Genomic DNA, 25,711 nt, shown 5'->3' with positions numbered 1-25,711 from the left:
TCCTATTCGGCTGATGTATTTATTGTATTTCTAAAAAAGGTTAGAAAACCAGCTGATTTTCCTTCTCCTGAATCAATTCCACGATTTCATTCTTTTCATTCATCACTGCAACCTTTGGTGTGTGCGTTTTTACTTCTTCCTGATTTAACTGAACATAGGAAATAATGATAATCACATCATCAATCTGTACCAGGCGGGCAGCTGCGCCATTCAAACAGATTTTTCCGCTTCCCCGTTCTCCGGCAATGACATAGGTTTCCAAACGTGCACCATTGTTGTTGTTCACAATAGCCACTTTTTCATTTGGCAGAATATCGACGGCATCTAAAATATCTGCATCAATCGTAATACTGCCGACATAGTTTAAATTGGCTTCTGTCACACGTGCGCGGTGAATTTTGCCATTCATCATTGTTCTAATCATGTTTTTCTCCTTTAAGAATAATGTTGTCAATCAGTCTGGCTCTGGAAAACTTCACAGCCAGAGATATAAAAATTTGACCTGTAACCTGCTGCTGTTCTACCAGCTCCGGATAGCTGTAAACAGCAATATCTTCAATGCTTCCGGAGGTATTTGCTGATAGATGCTCATGCATTGCATTTATCAAGGCGTCACTGCTTCTTTCTCCTGCGTCATACATTTCTTTTGCCAGAGTTAAGCTTTGATATAAATGAACTGCTTCCTGCCGTTCCTGTTCGGTTAAATAGACATTGCGAGAGCTCTTTGCAAGACCGTCTGCTTCTCGTATCGTGTCAACCCCGATAATTTCAATGGGATGATTGAACTCTTGCACCATTTTTTCAATAATAGCAAGCTGCTGTGCATCTTTTTTTCCGAAATAGGCGTAATCAGGCCGGATAATGTTAAACAGTTTATTGACGACCGTCACAACGCCGTCAAAGTGCCCGGGACGTTTCGCACCTTCCAGCACCTCTGCCATGCGGTTTACTTTTAGGGAAATGGCTAATGGCTCCGGATACATTTCCTTGACGCTTGGATAGAAAATATAATCCGTTTCAAGTGCTTCCAATTTTTCCTGATCGCTGTCAATATTTCTTGGGTAGGCATCAAAATCTTCATTTGGACCAAACTGAAGCGGGTTCACAAACACACTGACGATAGTAATATCATTGTTTTGTAACGAGGTTTTGACCATCGTTAAATGACCATCATGTAAAGCACCCATCGTAGGAACGAAGCCGATTTGCTTTTGTTCTTTCTTTAATGTACGTATAACAGCATGCATTTCTTGAACAGTTGTGATTCGCTTTGTCATGCGTCTACCTCACTCATTACTTGCTTTTTATAAGTGAATTCAGCGGATGGAAATACACCTGCTTTTACTTCTTCGTGATAGGCTTTTAATGCGTCCACACCTGTTGTAAAGTCCCCGTAGCGTTTGACAAACTTTGGCTTGCGATCAACTCCATAGTTTAATACATCATGATAAACGAGTACCTGCCCATCTGTATCTGCACCGGCGCCGATGCCAATCACCGGAATGGATATTTTTTTTGTGATGGTTGCTGCCAGATCACTTGGGATGGCTTCCAGTACAAGCATCACAGCACCGCTTTTTTCGACCAGCTCTGCTTCTTCAATCAATGCCTCGGCAGCTTCCTTCGATGCTGCCTGAAGCTTATAACCGGTAATGCCGAAGCTTTGCGGGGTCAAGCCCAGATGAGCAACGACAGGAATTCCGTTCTGTGTGCACCTTTTAATTAATGGAGCCGTATGTGCGCCCTCGATTTTCAGGGCATTGGCGTTTGTTTCCTGGTATAATTCCACTGCATGCTGCATATCTGTTTTATCATCAATACCAACTGCTCCAAATGGCATATCAACGACCATAAATGTATCTTTTGCTCCCCGGCGTACCGCTTTAGCATGGTGTTTCATATCCTGAAGTGTCACCTGAACCGTACTTTCATAGCCGAGGACAGTCATGCCGAGAGAATCCCCGACTAGAATCGTCTCTATGCCAGCCTGCTCTGCCTGCTTTGCGCTTGGGTAGTCATACGCCGTAAGCATGGTTATTTTTTCTCCGTTATTTTTCATGTCTATAAAATCTTTAAGGAGTTTCACTTTTGAATCACCTACTATTTTTATTCTTTTTCTTATTATAAAATTATATGTAGAGATTCACAATGGCAAGTTATTAGCTTACATGCTGGAAATGGATAAAATGATAATGTGAATGCGGGAGTTTTAAAAAGGAGGTGAGCTAAAATGTATACATTTGGAGTTATTGGACCTGGTGCAGTCGGTTCTGTCATTGGGGAATCGTTGCAAAATGGCGGCTATCAGGTCACGTTAATCGGACGGGAAGCGGGATCAGTTTGTGTGGAAAGAGCAGGTACGACAGAATTTGCTGCATTGTCTGTTGAAGCCATTTCGGAAGTGAAGACAGCCTTTGATTATCTATTTATTGCAGTAAAAGGGACGCAATTAGAAGGGATTATGCCATACCTGGACAAGCTGACGCATGCAAATACAGTTTGTATTCTTTGTCAGAATGGCTATGGACAGCTGGAAGAATTCCAAATTCCGGGTGCATTTCAAGCTGTTGTTTACATTAGCGGACAGAAAAAAGCGGATGTTATCACGCATTTTCGTGACCGCATTTTGATTTTACCAGAGAATAATGTGACGAAAAAATTAAAAGAAGTCATTACGGAAAGTAATCTTGATTTGCAGCTGCGTTCTAATTATCGTGATGAAGTTTGGTATAAACTAATCGTTAACTTAGCGATTAATTCTGTGACAGCACTTAGCAGAAATACGGCACTTATTTTGCAGGAGGAGAAAGTAAGGAAGCTGTGTGAAAACTTGATTCAGGAAGGGATGACCATTGCTGCGGCAGAGGGAATACATTTTCAGGAGAAGATGGTAGAAGAAATTATGCATATCTATGCCGGCTACCCTCTTTATATGGGGACAAGCATGTATTATGATATGATAGAGGGAAAAACAATGGAGATTGCTTATATACAAGGTTATTTATATGAAAAAAGTAAAGAGCATCATTTAGATACGCCTTGTCTGGATACGGTGTATAGTCTGTTGCTGGCGAGTGAGATGAGAGCATAAGGAAGCATCAAGCGGGAATCTCGTTGAAGTGTAAAAAATTTTAATGGAGGAGTTTTTAAATATGCCAAAAAAAGTATACTTAAATCATGACGGCGGTGTAGATGATTTAATCTCGCTGTTTTTATTATTACAAATGGAAGATGTCGATTTAGCAGGTGTCGGGGTTATTCCGGCAGACTGTTATTTGGAGCCGGCTGTTTATGCAAGCAGAAAAATTATTGACCGATTTGGGAAAGGAAAGGATGTGGAAGTGGCTGCATCAACCTCCCGCGGGAAAAATCCTTTTCCGAAAGATTGGCGTATGCACGCATTCTTTGTAGATGCGCTGCCGATATTAAATGAGTCTGGAAAAGTAGAAGCAAAGCTTGCAGAAGAAGCCGCACATCAGCATTTAGTGAAGGTACTGCGTGCGAGTGAGGAGAAAATAACGCTTGTCTTTATTGGTCCATTAACCGATTTAGCCAGAGCGTTGGAAATTGCCCCGGATATTGAAGAAAAAATTGAAAAGCTTGTCTGGATGGGCGGAACATTTTTAGAAAATGGTAATGTCGAAGAGCCGGAGCATGATGGAACAGCAGAGTGGAATGCTTTCTGGGACCCGGAAGCGGCAAAAACGGTTTGGGACAGTTCGATAGAGATTGATTTAATCGCTTTGGAAAGCACGAACATGGTTCCGTTAACAGTGGATGTAAGGAATAAATGGGCAGCAGAACGACGGGATCTGGGAATTGATTTTCTTGGGCAGTGCTATGCGATGGTACCGCCGCTTGTCCACTTTCAAACAAATTCAACGTACTTCTTATGGGATGTATTGACAACTGCAACCATTGGTAAGCCGGAGCTGGTAAAGAAAAAAGAAGTGAAAAGTATTGTGCATCCAGACGGTGCCAGCCAGGGAAAAACAGAGCTTTCTGAATCCGGCCGTGCTGTCCATTTAGTCTATGAAGTGGATCGGGATGCATTCTTTGACTATATTACAGATCTGGCAAGACAGGGAAAATGAGGTGAATCGGATGAGACGAGTGATTATTGATACAGATACAGCTGGTGATGATACGATTGCGCTGCTGACAGCGATCCATCACTTTAAGGTAGAAGGTGTAACCATCACTGGAGGGAACGTAGCCTTTGATCAAGAGGTAGAAAATGCACTTTATACGATTCAAGTAGCGAATCCGGAAGAGAAAATCCCTGTTTATAAAGGCTATGAACGTCCGCTATTGGCGACTGGACAGGAGCAGCATCGCACAGTGGAGGATGTTCATGGCGAGGATGGCATGGGTGGTGCTCATTTTCCAAAGGCAGTACAGCGTCCAGAGGAAGGGCATGCTGTTGATTTTATTATTGAAAAAGTAAAGGAATATCCCGGTGAAATCAATTTATTAGCGATTGCGCCATTAACGAATATTGCGATGGCAATTCAGAAGGACCCTTCTATTATCAAGGATATTCCACATATTTATATAATGGGTGGTACAAATAATACCCTCGGAAATATTACACCGTCAGCGGAGTATAATTTTTATGTTGATCCAGAAGCAGCAAGACTTGTGCTGCATTCGGGAATTCCAATTACGATGGTCGGCTGGGATATGTGTATAGATTATTCTATTATGGACGACAATGACCACGCTGAAATTGCCGACCTGCAAACAGCAGGAGCTCAGTTCTTTATTGATATTAATCGTGTCGTGATGCAATTTAATAAAACCGTGCACCGCTTAAATGGGACAACTCATCCAGATACACTGTTAGTTGCCATCGCTGCGGATGAAAGCCTGATGACGGAATCACATGATTACTATGTGGATATTGAAATAAAAGGGGAGCTGACAAGAGGCTATAGTCTGGTTGATATAAACAATCGATTGAAGAAGAAGCCAAATGTCCGTGTCTGTGAAGCGGTAGACCGTGATCGGTTTAAGAAGAATCTGTTTGAAGTTTTAGAAGCAATTAAGTAAATAGGATATACAAGGAAAAAGTCGGGTCTTTTTATGGGACCCGGCTTTTTCTTTAGATTAGGAAGCCTTTTTAACAGGATTTAAAGAATAAAGAAAACATAAATCAGTACGCCGGCTAAGAAGCCTAAAATAAAACGAATGCCTCTTTTCATCATGACTCTCCTCGCTCACAGGTTTTGTCTTACTATTATTGTGACTGGAGAAAGGAAACGATGCAAGGCTGACAGTGGGTTAGAGCTGTATTTTTTACCCTATTAAAATGGCAAAAGCACTATACACAAGCAATAAGCCCATAACAATATTAAAGACAGTCTGATAACGGGCTAAGTAGTTTTGCAGGATGGAACCAAATAAGCTCCAGGTGATCGTGCTGCATATACCAACGATTCCGAGAAAAAGACAAAATAAGGTATAGCTTACATATGAACTATAATAGGGTAATAGAAACGTGGACACAACTGCAATACCATAGAGAATCGCTTTTGGATTAATAAATTGCATCAATGTACCGACGATAAATAAGTTTTTATCTGCTTTGGCGGAGGGTTCTTCTTTACTCGGCGAACTGGTAAATGTTTTGTAAGCGAGATAAAGCATATAGAAAACACCTACCAATGTTAAAGGTGTTTCTATAATGGGCAGAACTTCAATGAGAGCGCGGTTAAAGAAGCTGCAAATGACAGCAATCAGAAAGAAGCCTGTTCCCACACCTGTACAAAACGATAATGTATTTCTAAATCCATAGCGGTTTGCGAAAGAAACAGCCATGAAATTATTTGGACCGGGAGTAAAGCTGCTGATTAAAACAAATGAAAGAAAAGGTAAAATAGGCATGAATGTAAAGCTCCTTTATCAAAGGTTCAGAATAAAGTTTATTATACATAAATGAAATCAAAGAATACAGCCTTGAAGCTGCTTATTTTACACTTTAAGAAAGTATAAGTGCAACTAAGGCAACCCTGCGCCTTTCAGGCTTGGCTTGCCAAGTTTTCTTTATCATAGAACAAGGAGCTGTTGACTGCCGGTGAAGATAAAAACTTAGTTTTATACAGCAGCCTTGTAATAGAGATGACCAACGTTTTTTGCTTGAAAAAGAAGGGGAGTATGTACAAAACCTTGGTGAAATATTACATAAAATTGAAAGTATGTTACTATATAACTAATAAATAGTTAGTGGAGAGGAGCATCTCCGAAAATGAATCAAAAATTAACGATTTATTCAGTCTTATTATTACTGCTCATTTTAGGGTTAGGAGGTTGTAAAGATATGGGAGGAGAAGAAAAAGAGGAAAACATTATGGAGATGAGTGTAGAGGAATTACCAGATGTAACAGCGTTTCGAGATGAGTTTACACGTGAATTTATGATTTCAACAGAACCAATCAAAGAAGGGTATTATCTATTTCAATCCAAAACGGGTGGGTATACCATGATGTATCCAGAAAATGCGCGGTTAGATAACCTTTATTATGAAAGTCCATCTGATGGTTACGAAGCAATCCAATACACTGAGAATGTTGAGGAAAAAGAATATGAGTACGTTGTTCGAGTAACGTATAACCATGGGGAGCGAGCTAATAACCTTGAAGAATTAAAAGTGTTAATGGAATCTCGTACTAATTACAATGGAGAATATGAAACAATAGATTCTGAAGATAAAATTATTAATTATGCCACTACAGATTCTGTATCTCGTAAAGGAGGAAGAATCTCATATCAATTTTTGGGAATAATTCAATCTCCTAAAAATAATCAATCCCTTTCTTACAATTATAATATAGTGACCCATACTGAAAATAATATTGATTTAGACAATATTGAAGAAGAAGTATTAGAGATGATAGAATCAGTAGAATTTCGCAATACGAAGTAAGGAGGTCTAGATTTATGTCTAATGAAAATTCAGATATTCTTCTTGAAGATCCATCCATACAAGATCGACTGATAAACGAAGAATATGGTAAATTAACAAAAGACAAGGTTGAAGAAATTTATAAAGAAGAAACGGGACAAAATCCACCTGAAACAATAGAGATTTATTATTCTGATGATTATGTTAATGAGAAAAATTCCAACGGTTTTAATGGAACAATTATTCATTTCTATGATAAAGAAAGGAAAATAAATGAATCGTATACGATAGCTAGAGGTAGTGAAGGAATAGAACTAACTGATAACGAATGGCGACCTGAGGATTGGGCGTATAATGCAATGGGGATTTTAGCAGGACAGGATATTAGCCAATATGAAGCTCTGGTATCTTTTGATGAATTAGTAACAAATGAAATTTTATTAGGTATTGGCGAAAGTGATGATCAAGAGTTAGTAAAGATAGGACTTGGACATTCACTAGGTGGCAATTTAATCACAATAGCAGAATTGGTAACTGGGAGGTTTGAAGAGGTATATACAACTAATCATGCACCACCTACTCCTGTTCAGTTATCTAATATAAGTTTTGATTTCTTATTAGATTTATCTGAGGAGTTCGGAATTGAAATATCTGATCAGTTAGCAATCTACAACATTGACCTTGAAGAACTAAAAACTTTTACAGAAGCGTATTACGAAGAAAATGGTGAAAATATTCATCATAGGTATGTGAACAATGAAATAATGCATGTTTTAAGTGAATTGGATATTTTTATCGAAACAGGAACTTCTACAGCTATTGAAGGGGTAGACAATGCAGAGTTAGATGATTTGCGCGATTTAGTCAAAGCGATTCCAAATGAAGTAGTGTCTGACATACAAGTATTCTTAGCAGAAAATTATAGTGAAGTGTATCGTGAAACCGGTTTTGATGGCCTGTTTCAAGCAGTAACAGGTATTGATGGAGAGGCTATGGATGATTTGTTTAGAGTATTGAATGTGACTGGGTATGATTGGTCAGATATAGATAATATGGAATCGGCTTATAATTTATTCTCTTCCGCCGTTGGTATGATTGAGGACATTAAAGAGAAGATTCCTCAATTCCAGCAACAAATACAAACATTGAATACGCATCTACCAACAATACTAACTAAATTTCAGGAATTAGGATACTTATCAGAAAAACAGAAGCATCGTATTTTAGAGGAAGCAAAAATTATTGAAGAAAATACAGAAATTATTGAAAAAGCAAGTCAAAAAGTAAATGTGTGGAATATATTCGAGACAGTCAATTCACTGGTAACCATTTATCTATCCTATGAAGTTATAAAGGATAGTTTAGGAAGGATTTCAGAGGAAGCAAAGGACATTCAAGAAGCTTTCATGCAATCTGCCGAATCTCATAAATTAGGTGCAGTTATTAATGCTTTAGGTGCTTTAAAAGGGATGGAATATACTAAATCAGGAGTTATGGTAACAATTACAAGTAGTTCGAGTGGAAAGATAAAATTAAATTTGACTTCCGCTATTCAAATTTATGAACGTGGTATCGCATTGATAGATGAACAGCAAACAACTCTTGATGATATGAGAAGATTATACGAAATAGAATACTTGGATGATTTCGAGAAAAGAAGAAATCGACTGGTAGAAAAAATAGATGATATGGAATCAAATCCATATGATTATCAATATTTACTTGGCGATTTTCCTCCAGGTGTATTCCGGGTTCACAAGATAAGCAGAATTAAAGTAGATGACGATATTCCTGCAGATATTCGTTTCAAAGAGGCCTTTGAAAATCTTATGGAGCATTTGGAAACGGAAATATTAAAATCACAGCAATCATTAGAAACTATCCGGAAGACTGTAGAACAATTTTTTGAAAAAGAAGAAGAAATAGCACATTCTATATTTCAGGGGGGATGAGGATGGAGACGGGAGAGGAAAGCCTTTTTTATCAATTTGAAAAGCTGGAGGATTTAACTGACAAGGCAGAGTTATTCGAAGCGGAATTAAACAAGCTACAAGCTTTTACAGAGAGCTTGAATCGGCTCGTAAAGAATAATTTGGAAGATAGTGAAGGGGAGTTAATTACAAGTATTATCGAAGAAGTTGATACCACCTCAAACAAGAATCTACAGCTATTTGAAGAGAGTAAATTGGATATGCAGCGTTTTGCAATTAACTATACGGAAATCATTAATGACATGAAGATGCAAAAAGTAATATTGTATTATGAAATAATAACTCTTGATGAAATGTAGTTCTATACAATACTTTTGATCCGAATATAAAACATAGTTATTTTAGTATAAGGAAAACAATAAAAGGGAGTGAACAAAAATACTAAAATGATGGTTAATTGCTGCTTGATGTGAGAGAAAAAATGCAGAATCATAGTCGGTTTGGCATAAGATTCCTAAAAATAAGATACATAAGCTAAGCCATTAACTTCAAAAGAAACTGACTTTCACATCAAATGCCATCATGCCTGCCCCCTCCCGTATAAAATCTTCTGAAGCACCCTTTTAAATGTGTAAATTTGCTTCCTATTGTTGCATTTATTTTTTTCGCTCCTTTTTGAGTTATGATATAATGCATAACAACGCATCATTTTGCATAAAAATACATTTTGTGGTATAATTATATTTTCTGAATGAGGAGGTTATACGCAAATGTCATTAGAAAAAAACTATGAAGCTATCCAAAATGAGCTGATTCAAATCAGCAATCAATTATATGAAAATCCAGAGCTCGGGGATCAGGAATTTGAATCCATGAAATTACTGGTTAAATATTTAAAATCCTATGATTTTGAAATAGAGACAGGCATTGTCGACCGCCCGACTGCTTTTCGGGCAGAGTATACAAGCAGTAAACCGGGGCCGACCATTGCTTATTTAGCAGAATATGATGCGTTGCCTGGAATCGGACATGGCTGTGGTCATAATCTGATTGCTACATTTGCTGTAGGAGCAGGTGTCATTCTCCGTCAGCATGTAGAAGAAATTGGCGGAAAGGTAGTTGTCTTAGGCACACCGGCAGAGGAAACGAATGGTGCAAAGGTGCCGATGAGTGAGCAGGGGACTTTTGACGATATTGATGTAGCTATGATGGTACATGGTGCAGATGTATCTTCGGAAAGTGGGCCAATGCTGGCAATGGATGCTTTACAATTTGATTTTACAGGGAAAGCAGCACATGCAGCGGCATCCCCGGAGCAGGGAATCAATGCTCTTGACGCAGTCATTCAATTATTTAATGGCATCAATGCCCTGCGTGAGCATGTACCAGATGATGTGCGCATCCATGGTATTATTACAAAAGGCGGAGAAGCAGCCGGAATTGTCCCGGCAGAAGCTACAGCGCAATTTTACATTCGGGCCAATGAACGGGAACTGGTAGATGAGATTGGCGCAAAAGTAAGAAAGATTGCAGAAGGAGCCTGTTTGATGACAGGAGCTTCGGTAGAAATTTCAAATTATGAGTTAAGCTACGATAATATGATTACCAACCAGGTTTTATCAGATACATTTACAAAGCATATGAAGGCATATAGTGCCAATCCTGTTTATCCGGCTGTTCCGGCAACAGGGTCGGCGGATATGGGAAATGTCAGTCAGGTTGTTCCGTCGATTCATCCTTTTGCCGGCTTAAATGAACCTGGACTTGTGTTCCATACAAAGGAATTTGCAGATAAAACAATAACGCCAGATGGAGAAGCCGCTATTCATGATGCGGTCCTGGCTCTGGCACATACAGGGTACGATATTATAGTCAACAAAGATTTACTACAGGCGATTAAAGAAGAATTTGAAAATCGGTAAGGATAGAATGAGATGATATCTCATCAGAACAGGTAGTTTATTTCTTGATAAAAGTAGTAAACTGCCTGTTTTTTATTAGAATGTGTGTAAAATAGTGAAAAGGAGATGCTACCGTGAGCGAAAATGTAAATATGGCAGAAGGAAACACGCAGAAGCCGAAGAAGAAATGGGAATTTCCGCATGTTTTTGCTCTCATGTTTGGACTGATTATTATTACGGCGGTAATGACATATTTTATTCCGGCTGGAGAGTACGAACGGGAGACAAAAATTGTTAATGAAACGGAAAGAACCGTTGTTATTGATGATACATACCATGAATCGGAAGGAAGCCCGACTGGATTTTTTGAAGTTTTCCAGACGGTTCATAAAGGGATGACACAGAGCGCTGATATTATTTTCTTTATTTTTATTGTTGGTGGTGCTTTTGGAATCTTAAACGCAACGAAAGCGATTGAAACAGGGCTTGCTAATTTATCGATGAAGATGGCTGATAAAGAAATTTATCTGATTCCTGTTGTCATGACGCTATTTGCTTTAGGCGGCGGAACGTTTGGAATGTCAGAGGAGACGATTCCATTCATTATGATTTTAGTGCCTTTAGCGATGAAATTAGGCTTTGACTCCATGACGGGGGCAGCAATGGTTATTATCGGTTCTGGTGCCGGCTTTACAGCATCATTTATGAACCCATTTACAGTTGGAGTGGCTCAAGGGATTGCGGAGCTTCCTACCTTCTCGGGAATGGGTGTCCGTTTTGGCATGTGGGTTATCTTTGTTACATTTAGTATCGTTTTTGTTATGATTTATGCAAAAAAAGTTAAGAAGAATCCAGAGAAGAGCTTCATGTACAAGATAGATCAAGAGAGAAAGCTTGATGATTCCTTAAGCGGGCAGTATAATAAGCTGACTGTCAGGCAGGGCATTATTATTGGATTACTGGTAGCTACCATTGTTATTCTTGCAATAGGAGTCATTTATTTCGAATGGTATATTTTAGAGATTGCTTCTCTTTTCTTAATTATGGGAGTGATTGCCGGTTTTGTCGGCAAGCTGCGTGTGAATCAAATTGCGGAATCGTTTATTAACGGCTGTAAAGAGCTGATTGTCGGGGCGTTAGTGGTCGGCTTTGCCTATGGGATTCTGGTTGTTTTAGAGGAAAGTAATACGATTGATACGATTCTATTTGCTGCATCGAATCTGGTAAGTCAGCTGCCGACTGCTTTTTCGGCGATAGGAATGTATGTGTTCCAGAGTCTGCTTAACTTCTTAGTTCCATCAGGAAGTGGACAGGCGGCTTTAACGATGCCGATTATGACACCATTATCCGACCTTACCGGAGTAAGCAGACAGACTGCAGTAATGGCCTTCCAGCTGGGAGATGGTATATCCAATTCGATTACACCGACATCCGGAGTGCTGATGGCTTCCTTAGCCATAGCTAAAATTCCATGGACAACCTGGTTCCGTTGGGTCATTCCATGGATTCTCCTGTCTTACCTTATCGGAGGTATTATTCTGACAATTGTTCATATGTTTATTTGGACGGCTTAGTTTAGAAAAAGGTTAGGAGCAGATAGCATAAAATGTCTGCTCCTAACCTATTTTACATTTCCTCTTTTGAACAGCTTCTTTATGAAATAGATGCTTCATAGATAGAATCAACCGCCTGTTTCAAAGCAGCATCGAATTCCTCCTGCGATTGATTTGCATTTAAATCCTGGCTTAATGCTCTGGAGAAGCTGGCGATAAGTCCATTATTTTCTTTCAGCTTTGCATTCGCATCGTCTGTGGAGTAGCCTCCCGATAATGCGACAACACGGACAACATTCGGGTGCTCGATAAGTTCTTTATATAAGTTATTCTTTGTTGGGATAGTCAGTTTCAGCATAACCAGCTGATCGGAATCAAGCTGGTTTAAGTGCGCAAGAATTTCAGCTTTTAGCCTGTCTTCACTAGCTTCTTTGGAAGGGCTGTGAATATCTACTTCCGGCTCAATAATTGGTACCAGCCCTGCAGCAATAATCTGCTTTCCGATTTCAAATTGCTGATCAACCACTTTTTTGATACCTTCCGGGTTATCTTCTTTAATAACAGAGCGCATTTTTGTACCAAAAATATGACGTTTATTGGCGCGGTCTAATGTTTCCTGTAAATTATCAATCGGCTTCATCAACTGGACACCCTCTGCTTCTTCGGCGAGCCCTTTGTCCACTTTCAGGAATGGAATAATCCCTTTTTCTTCAGCGAGATAATCACCTGTATACTTTCCTTCAATTTCACGGTTCATGGTTTGTTCAAAAAGAATGGCACCAATAATCTGATCGGAATTAAAGGAAGGCGATGTAATAATTCGCGTCCGCATTTCATGGACTAAGTCAAACATTTCTGCTTCACTTTGATAAGCATCCTCCGGGATTCCATAGGCTGCCAAAGCCTTTGGTGTACTTCCTCCACTTTGATCCAGTGCTGCAATAAATCCTTTTCCGTTCTTCATTTTTTCTAATTGATTTTGCCGCATCACTTTCACTCCTTTTTTTTGTTTAGCCTGTAATTCGGCTTTAAAAAACAGTTTGAAGTAGCCTCCACTTCTTATTGTAGCACTAAATAATGCTGGATTATAGTGATTCCCTAAAGAAGAATGAAAAATAGAGATGAACATCTGTTATAAGCATTGGATGGCAGATAAGTATATCTTTACAGATTTTCCTTTTGCATAATATACAAGTTATAGTAAAATAAAAAGATGAAATTTAACCAATTTTTACATATTTTAAACATCTCTCAATAATCTTGGTAGTATTAGAAAATAGCGCTCTAAAGATGGACGGTGAATTTATGAACATTACCTACCTCCTGTTTTTTCTCTGTATTGTTGTTTGTACGCTTATCATTACCTATTGGGCGGCAAAGCAAAGTAAAACGACGAATCAGTTTTATATTGCTTCCGGGAGCTTAACGGGTACGCAAAACGGGATGGCGATTGCAGGGGATTATATTAGTGCAGCTTCCTTTCTGGGGATTGTAGGCACCATCGCAATTAATGGTTTTGACGGTTTTTTATATGCGATTGGTTTTTTAGTTTCATATCTCATTGTTTTATTCTTTATTGCTGAACCGGTCCATCGTCTAGGAAAGTATTCATTAGGTGATGTGATTTGTGCACGTTTTCCAAGCTATAAAATGCGCGGAGTAATGGCTGTTGGTGCTTTGATTATTTCCGTTTTTTATATGATTCCACAGCTGGTTGCTGCCGGATTGTTAATTCGCTTATTGTTAGATATTAATTATTCTGCCTCTGTTCTAGTCATAGGAGTATTAATGACTGTCTATGTTGTCTTTGGGGGGATGTTTGCTACTTCCTGGGTCCAGATTGTCAAAACGGTACTGCTGTTATCCGGCACATTTTTACTTGCACTCATTGTTTTTGCACGATTTAACTGGAGTCTTCCCAACCTGTTAGAGCAAGTGACGCTGGGCTCCCCTTTAGGAGAGCAATTTTCCGTACCGGGGCATTTGTTCAATAATCCGTTGGAAACGCTGTCGCTTCATCTGGCATTAATATTGGGCACGGCCGGACTGCCACATATTTTAATCCGATTATTTACGGTACGGAATACAGTAGAAGTGCGTAAATCACTGTTAACGGCAAGCTGGATTATCGGTGCATTTTATTTGATTGCGCTTGTTTTAGGCTTAGGTGCGGTGGCTTTGGTCGGGTTTGAAGAGCTGGTGCTGCTGGATCCGTTCGGAAATTTAGCGGCACCATTATTAGCGGAGAGCTTAGGCGGAGATTTTTTAATGGCATTTATCGCGGCCATTGCGTTTACCACCATTGTTGCAGTTGTAGCTGGTTTAGTTATTTCTGCAACAACCGCTTTCTCACATGATATTTATTATCATATTATCAAAAAAGGAAATACATCAGAAAAGAAGCGTGTACGTGCTGCACGCTGGACGGCTTTTTTTATTGGTCTGCTGTCTACGCTGCTCGCACTTGGACTGCGCAATATGAATGTGACGTTTCTGGTTTCTCTAACATTTATTGTAGCTGCATCCAGCAATCTGCCTGTCCTGTTATTTACGATTTACTGGCGGCGCTTCAACCAGACTGGAGCAATTACCGGAATGATTTCTGGTTTAACTATGTCCCTGATTCTTTTCTTTTTAGGACCGCATGTGATGAATGCTGATGAAGGCTGGATTGCCGCCAATTCGGTGATTCCGCTTTATAATCCTGGGATTATTGCCATTCCTGCCGGCTTTTTAGGAGCATATCTGGGGACAGTGTTATCCCGGGAAAAGGGGAGTGCTGTTCCATTTTCAGCATTTTATCTGCAGGCACAAACGGGGATGAATAGAAGGAGAGATCGTTCGTGATGAATTTGACAATCGTTTTATTCGAACGTTTAGGTTTATTGCTGGTCATTGCTTTTGTACTTACTCGAAGTCCTGGCTTTAGATCGCTGCTTTATCGTGAATTCAGCTTCAAAATGGCAGGAATTCATGCGTGCGTGTTTGGTTTGTTTGGCATTGCCGGGACATTAACAGGTGTTGTTATCGGTGGAAGTGACTTTACTGTGATGAATGTATTTGTCTGGAATGTAGAAGATGATCAAATGGTGGTAAGCTCCAGTCTGGTTGCTATTGTGATTGCCGGGCTGTTAGGAGGTCCAGTTGTCGGCTTGGGGGCGGGAATCATTGCTGGCATGCATTTGTTTTTTCTAGGTGGAATTGGTTTTTTTGCGAATAGCCTTGTGAATCCACTGACCGGGCTGCTTGCCGGGTTTACAGCACGCTTTTTTTCACAGGAGCGTGTGATATCACCGACGAAAGCGCTCTTTATCGGGATATTTCCTCCTATCTTACTGATGCATTTATTGCTTATATTTGATTCACAGGATAGGACGATGGTTGAGCTGATTAACACAATCGGACTACCTGTTGTATTGTCTAACAGCCTTGCTATCGCTATTTTTACTGCAATGATTGCTATTGTCCTCAGGGAACAGGAAAATGAAGCAGCATTCGCAACGAAGCAGGCATTAACCATTGCAGAGGAGGCGCTGCCCTTTCTAAAGGAGGAATCATTTCAGAAGAAGGCAGAGGGACTTGCTGATTTGTTATATGCACGTTTAAAATTAGCGGCTGTAACAGTAACAAATGAAAAGGAGGTAATGGCGCATAAAGGACTGGGAGGAGATCATCATGAGACTGGAAACCAGTTAGTGACGCAAATTTCGCAGCGGGCATTAGCGTCAAAGGATATACTGGTAGCATATTCACATACAGAGATTCAATGTACGCATAAAAAATGTCCATTAGAAGCTGTGATCGTTATTCCGATTTTGGAGACAAACCAGACCATTGGGCTGATTAAATTGTATTTTCGTAAACCACAGCATATTCGTCCGGTAGAGCTGATGCTGGCGGAGGGGCTTGGTCAATTGATCGCTAATCAATTAAAAACGATTAAAGCTGAGCGGCTTGAATTACATACGCGTGATGCAGAGCTAAGTAATTTACAGGCACAAATTAATCCGCATTTTTTGTTCAATACCCTGCATATGATTGCTGCATTATTTCGGAAGGATCCTGAAAAAGCGCGGCATATTACAGTTCAATTAGCACACTTTATGCGATTTAACCTGAAGCTTGTATCCACACAGCTTGTCCCTTTGGAAAAGGAAACAGAGCATGTTAAAGCGTATATCGAAATTATCCAGACACGATTTACGAGCAGGATGCAAATCCATTTTTTTCAGCCAGAGGAAATTTCCCATCTGTTAATCCCGCCATCATCGATTCAACCGCTTGTTGAGAATAGTATCAGACATGGATTAGAACATATTTCAGAAGGGGGAAGAGTAGATGTGAGGATGGAGCGCATCGGAGAGTATATAAAAATAAGTGTCTGTGATAATGGAAGGGGCTTTCCGAAGGCAATTATATCGCAGGCTGGAGAAACCGTACTGACAGGGAAAAAGCATGGCGGAACAGGCTTATATAATGTGAATCAACGTTTAATTAATTTGCTTGGTGAAGAGGCACGTTTACATGTACGGAATTTATCTGCGGGCGGAAGCGAGGTTTATTTTCGACTACCCTATCGTCCTATCACAAACACCGGGAAGGAAGATTCTATATGAAAATTCATACGATGATTGCAGAAGATGAGCAATTGGCACGAGAAGAATTAATCTATTTGTTGGAGAAGGAAAAAGATGTGAAGCTGCTGCCGAGTGCAGAGACAGGAGAGCAGCTGATCGAGCTGTATAAGGAACATGACCCGGATGTTATCTTTTTGGATGTCCATATGCCGGGAATACATGGTGTTGCTGCGGCGAAAAAAATCATGGAGCTTGCTTATCTAAAAGTACCATTATTTATTTTTACAACTGCTTATGATGAATATGCCGTAGAAGCATTTGAAATAGATGCCATGGATTATATGCTGAAGCCGTATGATACAGAACGATTTCAAATGACGATGAATCGTCTTCGCAATCGGATGCAGCAGCTGGAGCGAAAAAAAGAGCGCGTCACAAATCAAGGGATTCCTTCATCCGCAAAGCTTCTGATAGACGATGATGATCGAACGGTTGTGCTGTCTCCTGATGCTATTTACTATGCTGTTCCGTATAAGCGGGTGTTAGAAATCCATACAGAGGATAAGGTGATTCACAGTAAAATGACATTACAGGAGCTGGAAAAAAAGCTGCAAGGACATGATTTTTTTAGAACGCACCGCAGTTATCTTGTTAATTTAAATCATATACAGGAAATTACTCCGTGGTTTAATGGAGCGAGTAACATTACATTAAAGGATAAAAAGCAGACGACGATTCCGGTCAGCCGGACAGCAAGAAAGCATCTTTTTGATTTTTTTGGGAATTGACCATTCATCATAAAATTTCAACCATTCAACCGCCGATAGAAGCAATTGAAACAAAATTCCATCAGCAAGCCTTTAACTTCCTTTATAATTTAGTAAGCGTTTACAAAAAAGGGTTACTAAAGGGATGAAGGAGGAATGCCAGTTCGAGCAGATAATTGCAGCTGCCCAGACGTTTGATTAGGGACAGAGCAGAGAAATGATGATGGAATGAGAAGGAGAGCAGCTGATTCACAGCTAAAAGAGGATGTTCAAAAAGAGATGAAAGGTTTTTTGGCAGAGGGATGGTGGTCTGAAAACCTTTCATTCCAGTTTTCGAGGAGGATGCAGATGGGTGCAGAGAAAGAATATAAGCAGGGGCAAGAACAAGAAATTGACTATGTGCAAGTAACAGAAAGTAAGTCTTTTAAAAAGCTGATGCATGATCGAAAAAAATTTATTGTACCATTAACAATCTTTTTCCTGGTATTTTATTTCTTACTTCCAATTTTAACTTCTTATACCACTTTTTTAAACACACCGGCAATTGGTGATATTTCCTGGGTTTGGCTGTTTGCATTAGCGCAATTTATCATGACGTGGGTTTTATGCACAGTCTACGTGAAGAAAGCAGCTGCCTTTGATAAGCAGGCAGATGAAATTATAAGGGAGATGGAAGAAGGAGGGGATGGACGATGAGCGCAACAGTTATTATCCTCTTTCTTGCTATTGTTGTATTAACACTTGCTATCACCTTTTTTGCTGCCAGAAGGACACAGACAGCAGGAGATTTCTATACTGCCGGTGGAGGGCTTACTGGTATGCAAAATGGCCTGGCAATTGCAGGCGACTACTTATCCGCCGCTTCTTTTCTCGGGATTGCAGGAGCAATTGCGTTATATGGATTTGATGGATTTTTCTACAGTATTGGATTTTTGATTGCGTATTTAGTGGTTCTCTTCCTTGTAGCTGAGCCGCTGCGTAATCTTGGCAGATTTACACTGGCTGATATGATTAATTCGCGTTTTGACGCCAGGAAAGTCCGTGGAGCGGCAGCATTGAACACGATAACAATCAGTACATTTTATATGATCGCCCAGCTTGTTGGTGCAGGAGCATTGATTCAGCTCTTATTTGGTATTGACTATTGGATTGCTGTACTTATCGTTGGTGTGATGATGACAATTTATGTGTTATTTGGCGGGATGATCGCAACGAGCTGGGTGCAAATTGTGAAAGCTGTTCTTTTGATGGCCGGGATGGTCATTATGGCCTTTCTTGTCTTGTTAAAATTTAATTTTAACATTGGACAAATGTTTACCGATGTCAAGTCTGTGACGGCACATGGAGAAGCGTATTTAATGCCGGGATTACAATATACGGAGCCGCTCAGTACGATATCACTTATGCTGGCTTTAGTGCTTGGAACAGCAGGATTACCTCATATTCTGATGCGGTTTTTTACGGTACGGGATGCTCCGACAGCAAGAAGCTCCGTTGTTATTGCGACATGGGTCATCGGCATATTCTATGTACTTACACTATTCTTAGGATTCGGAGCAGCAGCATTTGTTGGCTATGAGAGCATTTTAGCGGCAAATCCGGGTGGAAATATGGCTGCACCGTTACTTGCGCAAGTTATTGGAGGGGACATCCTGTTTGCCTTTATCTCAGCAGTTGCCTTTGCAACCATTTTAGCTGTAGTGGCCGGGCTTGTACTTTCCGGGGCATCCGCATTTGCACATGATTTATATGGTCAGATTATTAAAAGAGGAAAAGCAACAGAAAGAGAACAGGTGAGAGCAGCACGTTATGCCTCTCTGGCTGTATCTGTGCTGTCCATTGTTCTGGCTTTATTTGCACAATATTTAAATGTTGCCTTTCTTGTTTCACTAGCCTTTTGCATTGCGGCGAGTGCCAATTTACCGGTTATACTGTACACAATCTATTGGAAAAGATTTAATACGGCAGGGGCTGTTTCAGCGATGCTGACAGGATTGTTCTCTGCATTAATCCTTGTGTCAATCAGTCCAAGCGTGTTTTCACCGGTGGAAGGAGCAGCACTATTTGTAGGGGAGCCCATCTTCCCGCTGACAAATCCAGCACTTGTTTCGGTTCCACTCGGGTTTCTGGGAGGATATTTAGGTACGATTTTATCGAAGGAAACAGATATGAAGCGTTATGCAGAGGTAAAAGTGAAGGCAAATACGGGATATAAACGCAGTGGGGTAAGTCATTAGAACCTGCACACAGAAGAGCCTGCAGAATTTCTGCAGGCTTTTTCTGTGGATATTTGAACCTCAAAAAGCAGCTTATTAAGTCGATGTATCGCCTCCATAGGTAACAATAACGCTCTGTGGGCAAGTAATCAATGCTTCATACTAATCCAAAACACCGTCCCTTTTCCAACCTCACTCTCCACTTCCACTTTGCCGCCATGTGCCTGAATAATATCCCTTGAAATAGCCAGACCAAGACCGGTGCCACGTGATGTAGTATTTGTACCCCGGTAATAACGGTCAAAAATTTGTGCCTGCTCTTCTTTTTTAATTCCTTTCCCATTATCACGGATAATAATTCCATTTTCTGTTACTTCTACTGTCACTTTTACATCGTCATCATTGTGGATTAATGCATTTAAAATAAAATTTAATAAAGCCCTTTTCATTAAATGCTGGTCTATCTCCCAGGTTAATTCAGGTGCGTTGCTGTTAAATTCAATGTCATGTGTTTGAAATTGCGGGTCATTTAATAAATCAATAATCATCTTTCTGACAAAGCCTTCTACCCGAATATCTTGCAGGTTGAGCGACATTTCCTGATTCCGGAGGCGCATGGTTAAGTTAAAGTCATCCAGCAGTTCCTTCATATAAAGAGATTGTCGTTCAATCACCCCGGCGTATTCCAGCCTTTCTTCCGGAGAGATTTCGTCATTGCGCAGCAGCTCTGCATAACCACGGATGGATGCAAGCGGTGTTTTAATATCATGAGAAACATTGCTGATCCATTCATTACGCATCTGCTCCAGCTTTTGCCGTTCATTTTCATGTGCCTGCAAGGTTTCAGATACGTCGTTTAAGTTGGCAAAAACACGTTTGAAAACTCCCGGGCGTCTCATTTTTTTCGGTTCAAACTTTCTTTCCTTCAGTTCACTGATTCGCTCGATGATACGGGAAACAGGCTTGGTCAGCACCGTACTGAACAAAAATCCGACAATACAGGCGATAATTAAGTCAACAATAATAATCGCACCTAAGAACTGGGAAGCATAAGTAAGTACCTGCTGTGGATCAGCCATAATGATGGTCCGTTGCTGCTTGGAATCCGGAACACCAACGATATAACTGTAGTCCTCAAACTCTCCGATAAAATAGGTGTTAAAATCATTATCCATATATTTATATTTATGCACCAAGTCTATGGGGGTATAGTGTGTAACAGCACTGTCGGGTGCATATTCATCTGAGATAACATTCCCGTTTCCATCTAATATTTGCAGCCAGGCTCCAAAGCGGGTCAGTGCATCCCTTCCTTCCTCTGAGACAACCGGTACACCGTTTTCGATAGATAAATGCTGATAGAAGGCACGGGTAAAGTTTTCCCCGGTATCATGAATAATGTCTTCCGGGTCTTCATTATGCTGAGAAATGATTAGTGCAATCAGGATAACTGTATTCACAATGCTGACGATAAAAACAATACTGAGAATGGAAATAAGATAGCGGATAGTGAGTTTCCATTTCATGGTGTATTTGCTCCTTTTTCAAACTCAAAAATATAAAAATCTTTTCATTATGCAAGGACATAAAAGTTTACGGATTAAAACGATATCCCAGCCCTTTGACCGTGACAATATAAGCAGGAGCTGACGGGTTTTCTTCAATCTTTTCCCGCAGTCTGCGGATATGTACCATCAGGGTGTTATCTGCTCCATAGAATTCTTCACCCCATACGGTTTCAAATAAGGTTTCCTTGCTTAAAATATGCTTGGGATTGCGCATAAAGCATGCCATTAACCCGACTTCTTTCGCTGTCAGCTCTAAAACCTCGCCATTCTTGCTTATTTCGGTTTCATCCCCATTGATTGTAAATACACCAATATTTTTATCTGCCTGAGCCGGGGCATGAGAGCTGGCAGCCTCCATTGTATATACGCCTGCCCGGCGCAGCTGTGCTTTTACTCGATAAGCCATTTCCTTAGGGCTGAAGGGTTTGGTAATATAATCATCTCCGCCAATCGCAAGTCCAAGTATTTTATCGATTTCATCCGATTTAGCGGACAAAAACAGAATCGGGATTCGTGATGTTTCCCGGATTTTCCGGCATAAATCATAGCCTTCCCCGTCAGGAAGCATCACATCCAATATCGCCAGATCCGGTTCAAACGTCTTAAATTGCCGCCATCCGTCCTTGATAGATCCTGCTGTAGCAATCTCCGTCATTCCCTCTTTTTGCAGAGCTGTTTTCATTAATTGACATAAATCCTGCTCATCATCAACAATTAATATTTTTGGCTTTTCCATGTAAAGTTCACGCCTTTCTTACAGTGTGTGTTCAAAAAGTAACTAAATTTAGAAGCAAGAAGGTCAAGGCAGAGATTCGCCGCTTATCATTTGGGGACTTTTTGAACATCCTCTTATAGTAATATTTCAAGTAATTTTGTATTTATTATGGGGCAATACGAAACATATTGGCGAAATTAATGAACAAATATAAAGAAACTAGTTCGTGTTTTTCCGCAGCGGTTGCTTAAATCAAAATTACATCTAAGTTGTTGTCTATAGATTTTAATGAAGCCCCTTTATTATTAGCTAAGAAGTTGATTTATTACTATTTTAACAGGAATTCGTTAACTATGAGTAAGATTTAAACATTTTGTAAGGTTACCTTGATCGTTGTTTAAGGATGAGGGTTTATAGTAAGGATATACGAAAGAGGTGCAAAGATGATGGAACATCTATTAAAAGTAAATAATGTTGAAAAAATATATGGAAAAGGCGCAAACAGATTTCAAGCGCTAAAGAATATTTCCTTTACGATTGATCATGGAGAATTTGTCGGAGTGATGGGACCGTCCGGTGCAGGGAAATCAACACTTCTCAATGTACTGGCAACGATTGATACACCGACAAAAGGTGATATTTATGTAGAGGAAGACAATATCGCCAAGATGAAAGAGGATAAATTGGCAGATTTTCGCCGGGACCACTTAGGCTTTATTTTTCAGGATTATAATTTATTAGATTCTTTAACGGTGCGGGAAAATATCCTGCTGCCATTAGCAATTGCCAAACAGCCGGCGAAGGAAATTGAAGAAAAAGTGAATACCATTTCCCGCTCCTTTGGCATAGAGGATTTATTGGATAAGTATCCGTACCAAATTTCTGGCGGTCAAAAGCAGCGTACAGCTTCCTGCCGTGCGCTTGTATCGAATCCAAAACTTATTTTTGCCGATGAACCAACAGGAGCCCTGGATTCCAAATCTGCTACGGACTTACTAGAGAGCCTGAGCGGGCTGAATAAGGAGCATGAAACCACGATTATGATGGTAACGCATGATGCTTATGCAGCAAGCTTTTGCAGACGTATCTTATTTATAAAAGATGGAGGTCTGTCACAGGAGCTTATTCGCGGAACATGCACACGGAAGGAATTCTTCCAGATGATATTAGATGAATTGGCAGAAGTAGGCGGTGACGGGAATGACCTTGTTTGAGCTGGCATTAAAAAATATTCGCAGAAACATGAAGAGCTATGGGTTATATATCGGCTCCACGATTTTCTCTATTATTATTTATTTTACCTTTGCGGTATTAAAGCATAGTGATGATATTAGCGGTTTAGCGGAAACTTCCAAGCAAATGCAGGCAATTATGAGTTCATCTGCCTTTGTATTGATGATTTTTGTAGCCATTTTTATTCTGTATTCAAACTCCTTTTTTATGAAAAAAAGGAAGAAAGAAGTTGCTCTTTATTCCTTGCTGGGCGTACGTAAACGATCTATCGGCTTTTTATTATTCTTTGAGAATATCGTGATCGGACTTATTTCATTAGTAATTGGTGTTGGGTCAGGTTTCTTATTGTCCCAGGCTTTACTATCCCTTTTATTAAAATTAATGGGATTATCTCTTTCTGTCGGTTTTGCTTTTTCGCTGCAGGCAGTTATGGAGACCGTGGTTGTCTTTTTCCTTATCTTTTTAGTTACTTCGTTGCTTGGTTATCGGGTTATTTATAAATTTAAACTGATTGATTTATTCCATGCAGAGAAAAAAGGAGAAGAGCAGCCGAAAGCACGTATGATTTCAGCACTTATCGGGGTGCTGTCACTGGCTTCCGCTTACTGGCTGGCGCTGCAGGATTTAATGACCTCTCCGGCATGGCGGATTTTAGGTCTGGCGATGCCCCTAGTGATTATCGGCTTAACGATTTTAGGCTCGTATCTTTTATTTAACAGTGTGCTTGTTTATGTTTTAAATCTATTGAAGAAAAGTAAAAATTGGGCTTGGAAGGGCCTGAATCTAATGACATCCTCCCAGCTCCTTTACCGGATCCGCGGAAATGCAAAAACATTAACAATTATTGCGACGCTGAGTGCTACAACGATTACAGCGGGCGGAGCGATATTTGGAACGTATTATAATACAGAAAAAAATGTAGAAGCGTTTGTGCCTTTTTCCTTTATGTGGGAAGGGGAGGAGCAGGATATACCTGCTGCCTTGATAGAAAGTGAAGTCAGCTTCGAGACAAAAGAAGTTGTCGTTGAAGGAGAAGTATATGATGAATCTTATCATGTTATTGATGAAACCGCCTTTCTAAATCTGGCAGAAGCACTGGGCTGGGATATAGATAATATCGATCTGGAAAAAGGTGAAGCCATTGTTGTTGATCCTTTTTATGATGAGCGGTGGCAGGAACAGGCTGAAACAATTGAATTAGCTGCTGGGGATATTAAGAAAGTGGAAGAGTTTTATGAAGAACCGCTATTTAATATTCCTACATTGCCGGGAACCACTGTAGTTGTAGATGATACAGCTTTCCAGGAGCTGGACGGTGAGCATACAGCTTATCAAGCAGTACAGATAGACGATTTTAAAAATCATTTAGATCTTTCGAAGGAGCTGGAAGCAAAAACTGAGAATTTTTCCAGTGCTGTACAAAACTATCAGGATTCGATAGAGTCTTCAGGAGCAATGCTGTTTGTCGGCAGTTTCCTTGGCTTAGTATTTTTAGTGGCTACAGGCAGTATTATCTTCTTTAAAATGATGACAGAGGCAGAAGAAGATAAGGGTAAATATACGGTTCTATATAAAATCGGGGTTTCGAAAACAGAGATGAAAAAAACCGTCCGCTATCAAGTCGGCCTTATTTTTCTGGCACCGCTGGTTTTAGGGTTAATGCATGGAACCGTTGCATTGATGGCATTTTCTAATCTATTACAGATGAATCTGTGGGAGCCGATCATTCTTTGGATGGCAGCTTATACAATGATTTATATTTTATATTACGTGATGACGGTTCGGGGATTTAATAAAACAATTACCCAAACAGTTACGCAGGAGGGCTAAAATGAAGAAAGTAACCATAATGATGCTTAGTGTAGTTCTGTTATTTGTTGCTGCGATTGTGGTTTTGGCAACAGTTGACTTTAATAGAGCAGGGAAAGATCATGTCTATGTTGAGATTGATGAACCGGCATATACAGAAGAAGATCGATTGGATACCGGTGAAGTGATGACCACGTATTGGTATGAACAGCCGGCTTATACAGAGGATGGAGAAGAAATCGAAGTGACATTCTCTGCGCAAAAGGAATTACGTCAAGGAGCGTATCTTATGCTCTATGTAAATAAGGATAATGAAGTTTCGTCGTATGATGAAGTGGCGGAAGAAGAATTGCCGGCTGCGGTGGAGGAAGTGCTGTAGTAAAAGTAAGCCATATAAGGTGTAAGATATGTTGCACCTTATATGGCTTTTTTTAATAAATGGTAACAAAGCTAAGTCTATATGCTTAAGCGGAGGTTTTTTAATTTGGTTGTTTTCGTATAAAAAATGAGGCTGGGACAAAACCCGGTAAAAACAGA

At 40.0% G+C, this 25,711-nt stretch carries 23 protein-coding genes; 16 read left to right on the top strand and 7 right to left on the bottom strand.

What is annotated here, in order from left to right; all coding sequences use genetic code 11:
- Positions 1-40 precede the first annotated feature (40 nt).
- Genes panD through panB form a run of 3 tightly spaced genes read right to left on the bottom strand, consistent with a single transcriptional unit; the run spans position 41 to position 2,086 of the window.
- Positions 41-424 carry an aspartate 1-decarboxylase gene (panD, locus tag FLK20_RS18785; protein WP_152658130.1) on the bottom strand — a complete coding sequence of 128 codons (384 nt, stop codon included), beginning with the start codon at positions 422-424 and terminating at the stop codon, positions 41-43.
- Entirely contained in the window at positions 417-1,277 is an 861-nt protein-coding gene (gene panC / locus FLK20_RS18780) for a pantoate--beta-alanine ligase (protein WP_152658129.1), read from the bottom strand. Before panC ends, panD begins: the two co-directional genes overlap by 8 nt.
- On the bottom strand, positions 1,274-2,086 hold the full coding sequence (panB, locus tag FLK20_RS18775) for a 3-methyl-2-oxobutanoate hydroxymethyltransferase (RefSeq protein ID WP_152658128.1): 813 nt from the start codon (positions 2,084-2,086) through the stop codon (positions 1,274-1,276). The genes panC and panB overlap by 4 nt, the downstream gene beginning before the upstream one ends.
- A gap of 144 nt (positions 2,087-2,230) precedes the next feature.
- Here panB and FLK20_RS18770 point away from each other — a divergent pair, with 144 nt between their 5' ends.
- The 3 genes from FLK20_RS18770 to FLK20_RS18760 all read left to right on the top strand — a co-directional run bounded on the left by FLK20_RS18770 (position 2,231) and on the right by FLK20_RS18760 (position 5,052).
- Positions 2,231-3,091: an oxidoreductase gene (locus FLK20_RS18770; protein WP_152658127.1), complete on the top strand. Its 861-nt coding sequence runs from the start codon at positions 2,231-2,233 to the stop codon at positions 3,089-3,091.
- 61 nt (positions 3,092-3,152) lie between these two features.
- A complete protein-coding gene (locus FLK20_RS18765) occupies positions 3,153-4,094 on the top strand; it encodes a nucleoside hydrolase (RefSeq protein WP_152658126.1) in 942 nt (313 codons plus the stop codon).
- Between the two features lie 10 nt (positions 4,095-4,104).
- A complete protein-coding gene (locus tag FLK20_RS18760) occupies positions 4,105-5,052 on the top strand; it encodes a nucleoside hydrolase (RefSeq protein ID WP_194165687.1) in 948 nt (315 codons plus the stop codon).
- A gap of 246 nt (positions 5,053-5,298) precedes the next feature.
- Here FLK20_RS18760 and FLK20_RS18755 read toward each other — a convergent pair whose 3' ends face one another.
- Positions 5,299-5,886: a LysE family translocator gene (locus tag FLK20_RS18755; RefSeq protein WP_152658125.1), complete on the bottom strand. Its 588-nt coding sequence runs from the start codon at positions 5,884-5,886 to the stop codon at positions 5,299-5,301.
- 361 nt (positions 5,887-6,247) lie between these two features.
- On the opposite strand from FLK20_RS18755, the gene FLK20_RS18750 reads away from it, so the two are divergent.
- The 5 genes from FLK20_RS18750 to FLK20_RS18730 all read left to right on the top strand — a co-directional run bounded on the left by FLK20_RS18750 (position 6,248) and on the right by FLK20_RS18730 (position 12,310).
- Positions 6,248-6,925: a hypothetical protein gene (locus tag FLK20_RS18750; protein ID WP_152658124.1), complete on the top strand. Its 678-nt coding sequence runs from the start codon at positions 6,248-6,250 to the stop codon at positions 6,923-6,925.
- A gap of 14 nt (positions 6,926-6,939) precedes the next feature.
- Positions 6,940-8,856 (top strand): DUF6792 domain-containing protein, encoded by a 1,917-nt coding sequence (locus FLK20_RS18745; protein WP_152658123.1) that lies wholly within the window; start codon positions 6,940-6,942, stop codon positions 8,854-8,856.
- Positions 8,857-8,858: 2 nt separating this feature from the next.
- Entirely contained in the window at positions 8,859-9,194 is a 336-nt protein-coding gene (locus FLK20_RS18740) for a hypothetical protein (RefSeq protein WP_152658122.1), read from the top strand.
- 411 nt (positions 9,195-9,605) lie between these two features.
- A complete protein-coding gene (locus FLK20_RS18735; RefSeq protein WP_152658121.1) occupies positions 9,606-10,757 on the top strand; it encodes a M20 family metallopeptidase in 1,152 nt (383 codons plus the stop codon).
- Positions 10,758-10,870: 113 nt separating this feature from the next.
- Entirely contained in the window at positions 10,871-12,310 is a 1,440-nt protein-coding gene (locus FLK20_RS18730) for a YfcC family protein (protein WP_227995158.1), read from the top strand.
- Between the two features lie 79 nt (positions 12,311-12,389).
- Here the strand turns inward: FLK20_RS18730 and FLK20_RS18725 are convergent, their stop codons facing one another.
- Entirely contained in the window at positions 12,390-13,277 is an 888-nt protein-coding gene (locus FLK20_RS18725) for a fructose bisphosphate aldolase (protein WP_152658120.1), read from the bottom strand.
- Positions 13,278-13,594: 317 nt separating this feature from the next.
- On the opposite strand from FLK20_RS18725, the gene FLK20_RS18720 reads away from it, so the two are divergent.
- From FLK20_RS18720 to FLK20_RS18700, 5 genes are all read left to right on the top strand, one after another.
- Positions 13,595-15,136, top strand: a complete 1,542-nt coding sequence (locus tag FLK20_RS18720; RefSeq protein WP_227995157.1) for a solute symporter family protein — start codon at positions 13,595-13,597, stop codon at positions 15,134-15,136.
- Positions 15,136-16,905, top strand: coding sequence for a LytS/YhcK type 5TM receptor domain-containing protein (locus FLK20_RS18715; protein WP_152658162.1), 1,770 nt, complete (start codon positions 15,136-15,138; stop codon positions 16,903-16,905). The genes FLK20_RS18720 and FLK20_RS18715 overlap by 1 nt, the downstream gene beginning before the upstream one ends.
- A complete protein-coding gene (locus FLK20_RS18710) occupies positions 16,902-17,654 on the top strand; it encodes a LytR/AlgR family response regulator transcription factor (protein ID WP_152658118.1) in 753 nt (250 codons plus the stop codon). The genes FLK20_RS18715 and FLK20_RS18710 overlap by 4 nt, the downstream gene beginning before the upstream one ends.
- 327 nt (positions 17,655-17,981) lie before the next feature.
- Positions 17,982-18,329 carry a DUF485 domain-containing protein gene (locus FLK20_RS18705; RefSeq protein WP_370453215.1) on the top strand — a complete coding sequence of 116 codons (348 nt, stop codon included), beginning with the start codon at positions 17,982-17,984 and terminating at the stop codon, positions 18,327-18,329.
- Positions 18,326-19,870, top strand: coding sequence for a solute symporter family protein (locus FLK20_RS18700; RefSeq protein WP_152658116.1), 1,545 nt, complete (start codon positions 18,326-18,328; stop codon positions 19,868-19,870). Before FLK20_RS18705 ends, FLK20_RS18700 begins: the two co-directional genes overlap by 4 nt.
- Before the next feature lie 128 nt (positions 19,871-19,998).
- Here FLK20_RS18700 and FLK20_RS18695 read toward each other — a convergent pair whose 3' ends face one another.
- Both FLK20_RS18695 and FLK20_RS18690 read right to left on the bottom strand, forming a co-directional pair.
- A complete protein-coding gene (locus tag FLK20_RS18695) occupies positions 19,999-21,375 on the bottom strand; it encodes a sensor histidine kinase (protein WP_152658115.1) in 1,377 nt (458 codons plus the stop codon).
- A gap of 67 nt (positions 21,376-21,442) precedes the next feature.
- A complete protein-coding gene (locus FLK20_RS18690) occupies positions 21,443-22,153 on the bottom strand; it encodes a response regulator transcription factor (RefSeq protein ID WP_152658114.1) in 711 nt (236 codons plus the stop codon).
- Between the two features lie 425 nt (positions 22,154-22,578).
- On the opposite strand from FLK20_RS18690, the gene FLK20_RS18685 reads away from it, so the two are divergent.
- From FLK20_RS18685 to FLK20_RS18675, 3 genes are read left to right on the top strand one after another with little or no spacing between them, the layout of a single operon-like run.
- Entirely contained in the window at positions 22,579-23,346 is a 768-nt protein-coding gene (locus FLK20_RS18685) for an ABC transporter ATP-binding protein (RefSeq protein WP_152658161.1), read from the top strand.
- Complete coding sequence (locus FLK20_RS18680) at positions 23,333-25,195, top strand: FtsX-like permease family protein (RefSeq protein WP_152658113.1); 1,863 nt, start codon at positions 23,333-23,335, stop codon at positions 25,193-25,195. Before FLK20_RS18685 ends, FLK20_RS18680 begins: the two co-directional genes overlap by 14 nt.
- A 1-nt stretch (position 25,196) precedes the next feature.
- The gene (locus tag FLK20_RS18675; RefSeq protein WP_152658112.1) at positions 25,197-25,553 is read left to right on the top strand and encodes a YxeA family protein; all 357 of its coding nucleotides are present in this window, start codon (positions 25,197-25,199) and stop codon (positions 25,551-25,553) included.
- Positions 25,554-25,711 lie beyond the last annotated feature (158 nt).

It is taken from the genome of Oceanobacillus sp. CFH 90083, assembly GCF_009389585.1.
In the GTDB taxonomy this organism is placed as follows: domain Bacteria; phylum Bacillota; class Bacilli; order Bacillales; family Amphibacillaceae; genus Oceanobacillus.
This window is presented reverse-complemented; position numbering and strand designations above follow the sequence as displayed.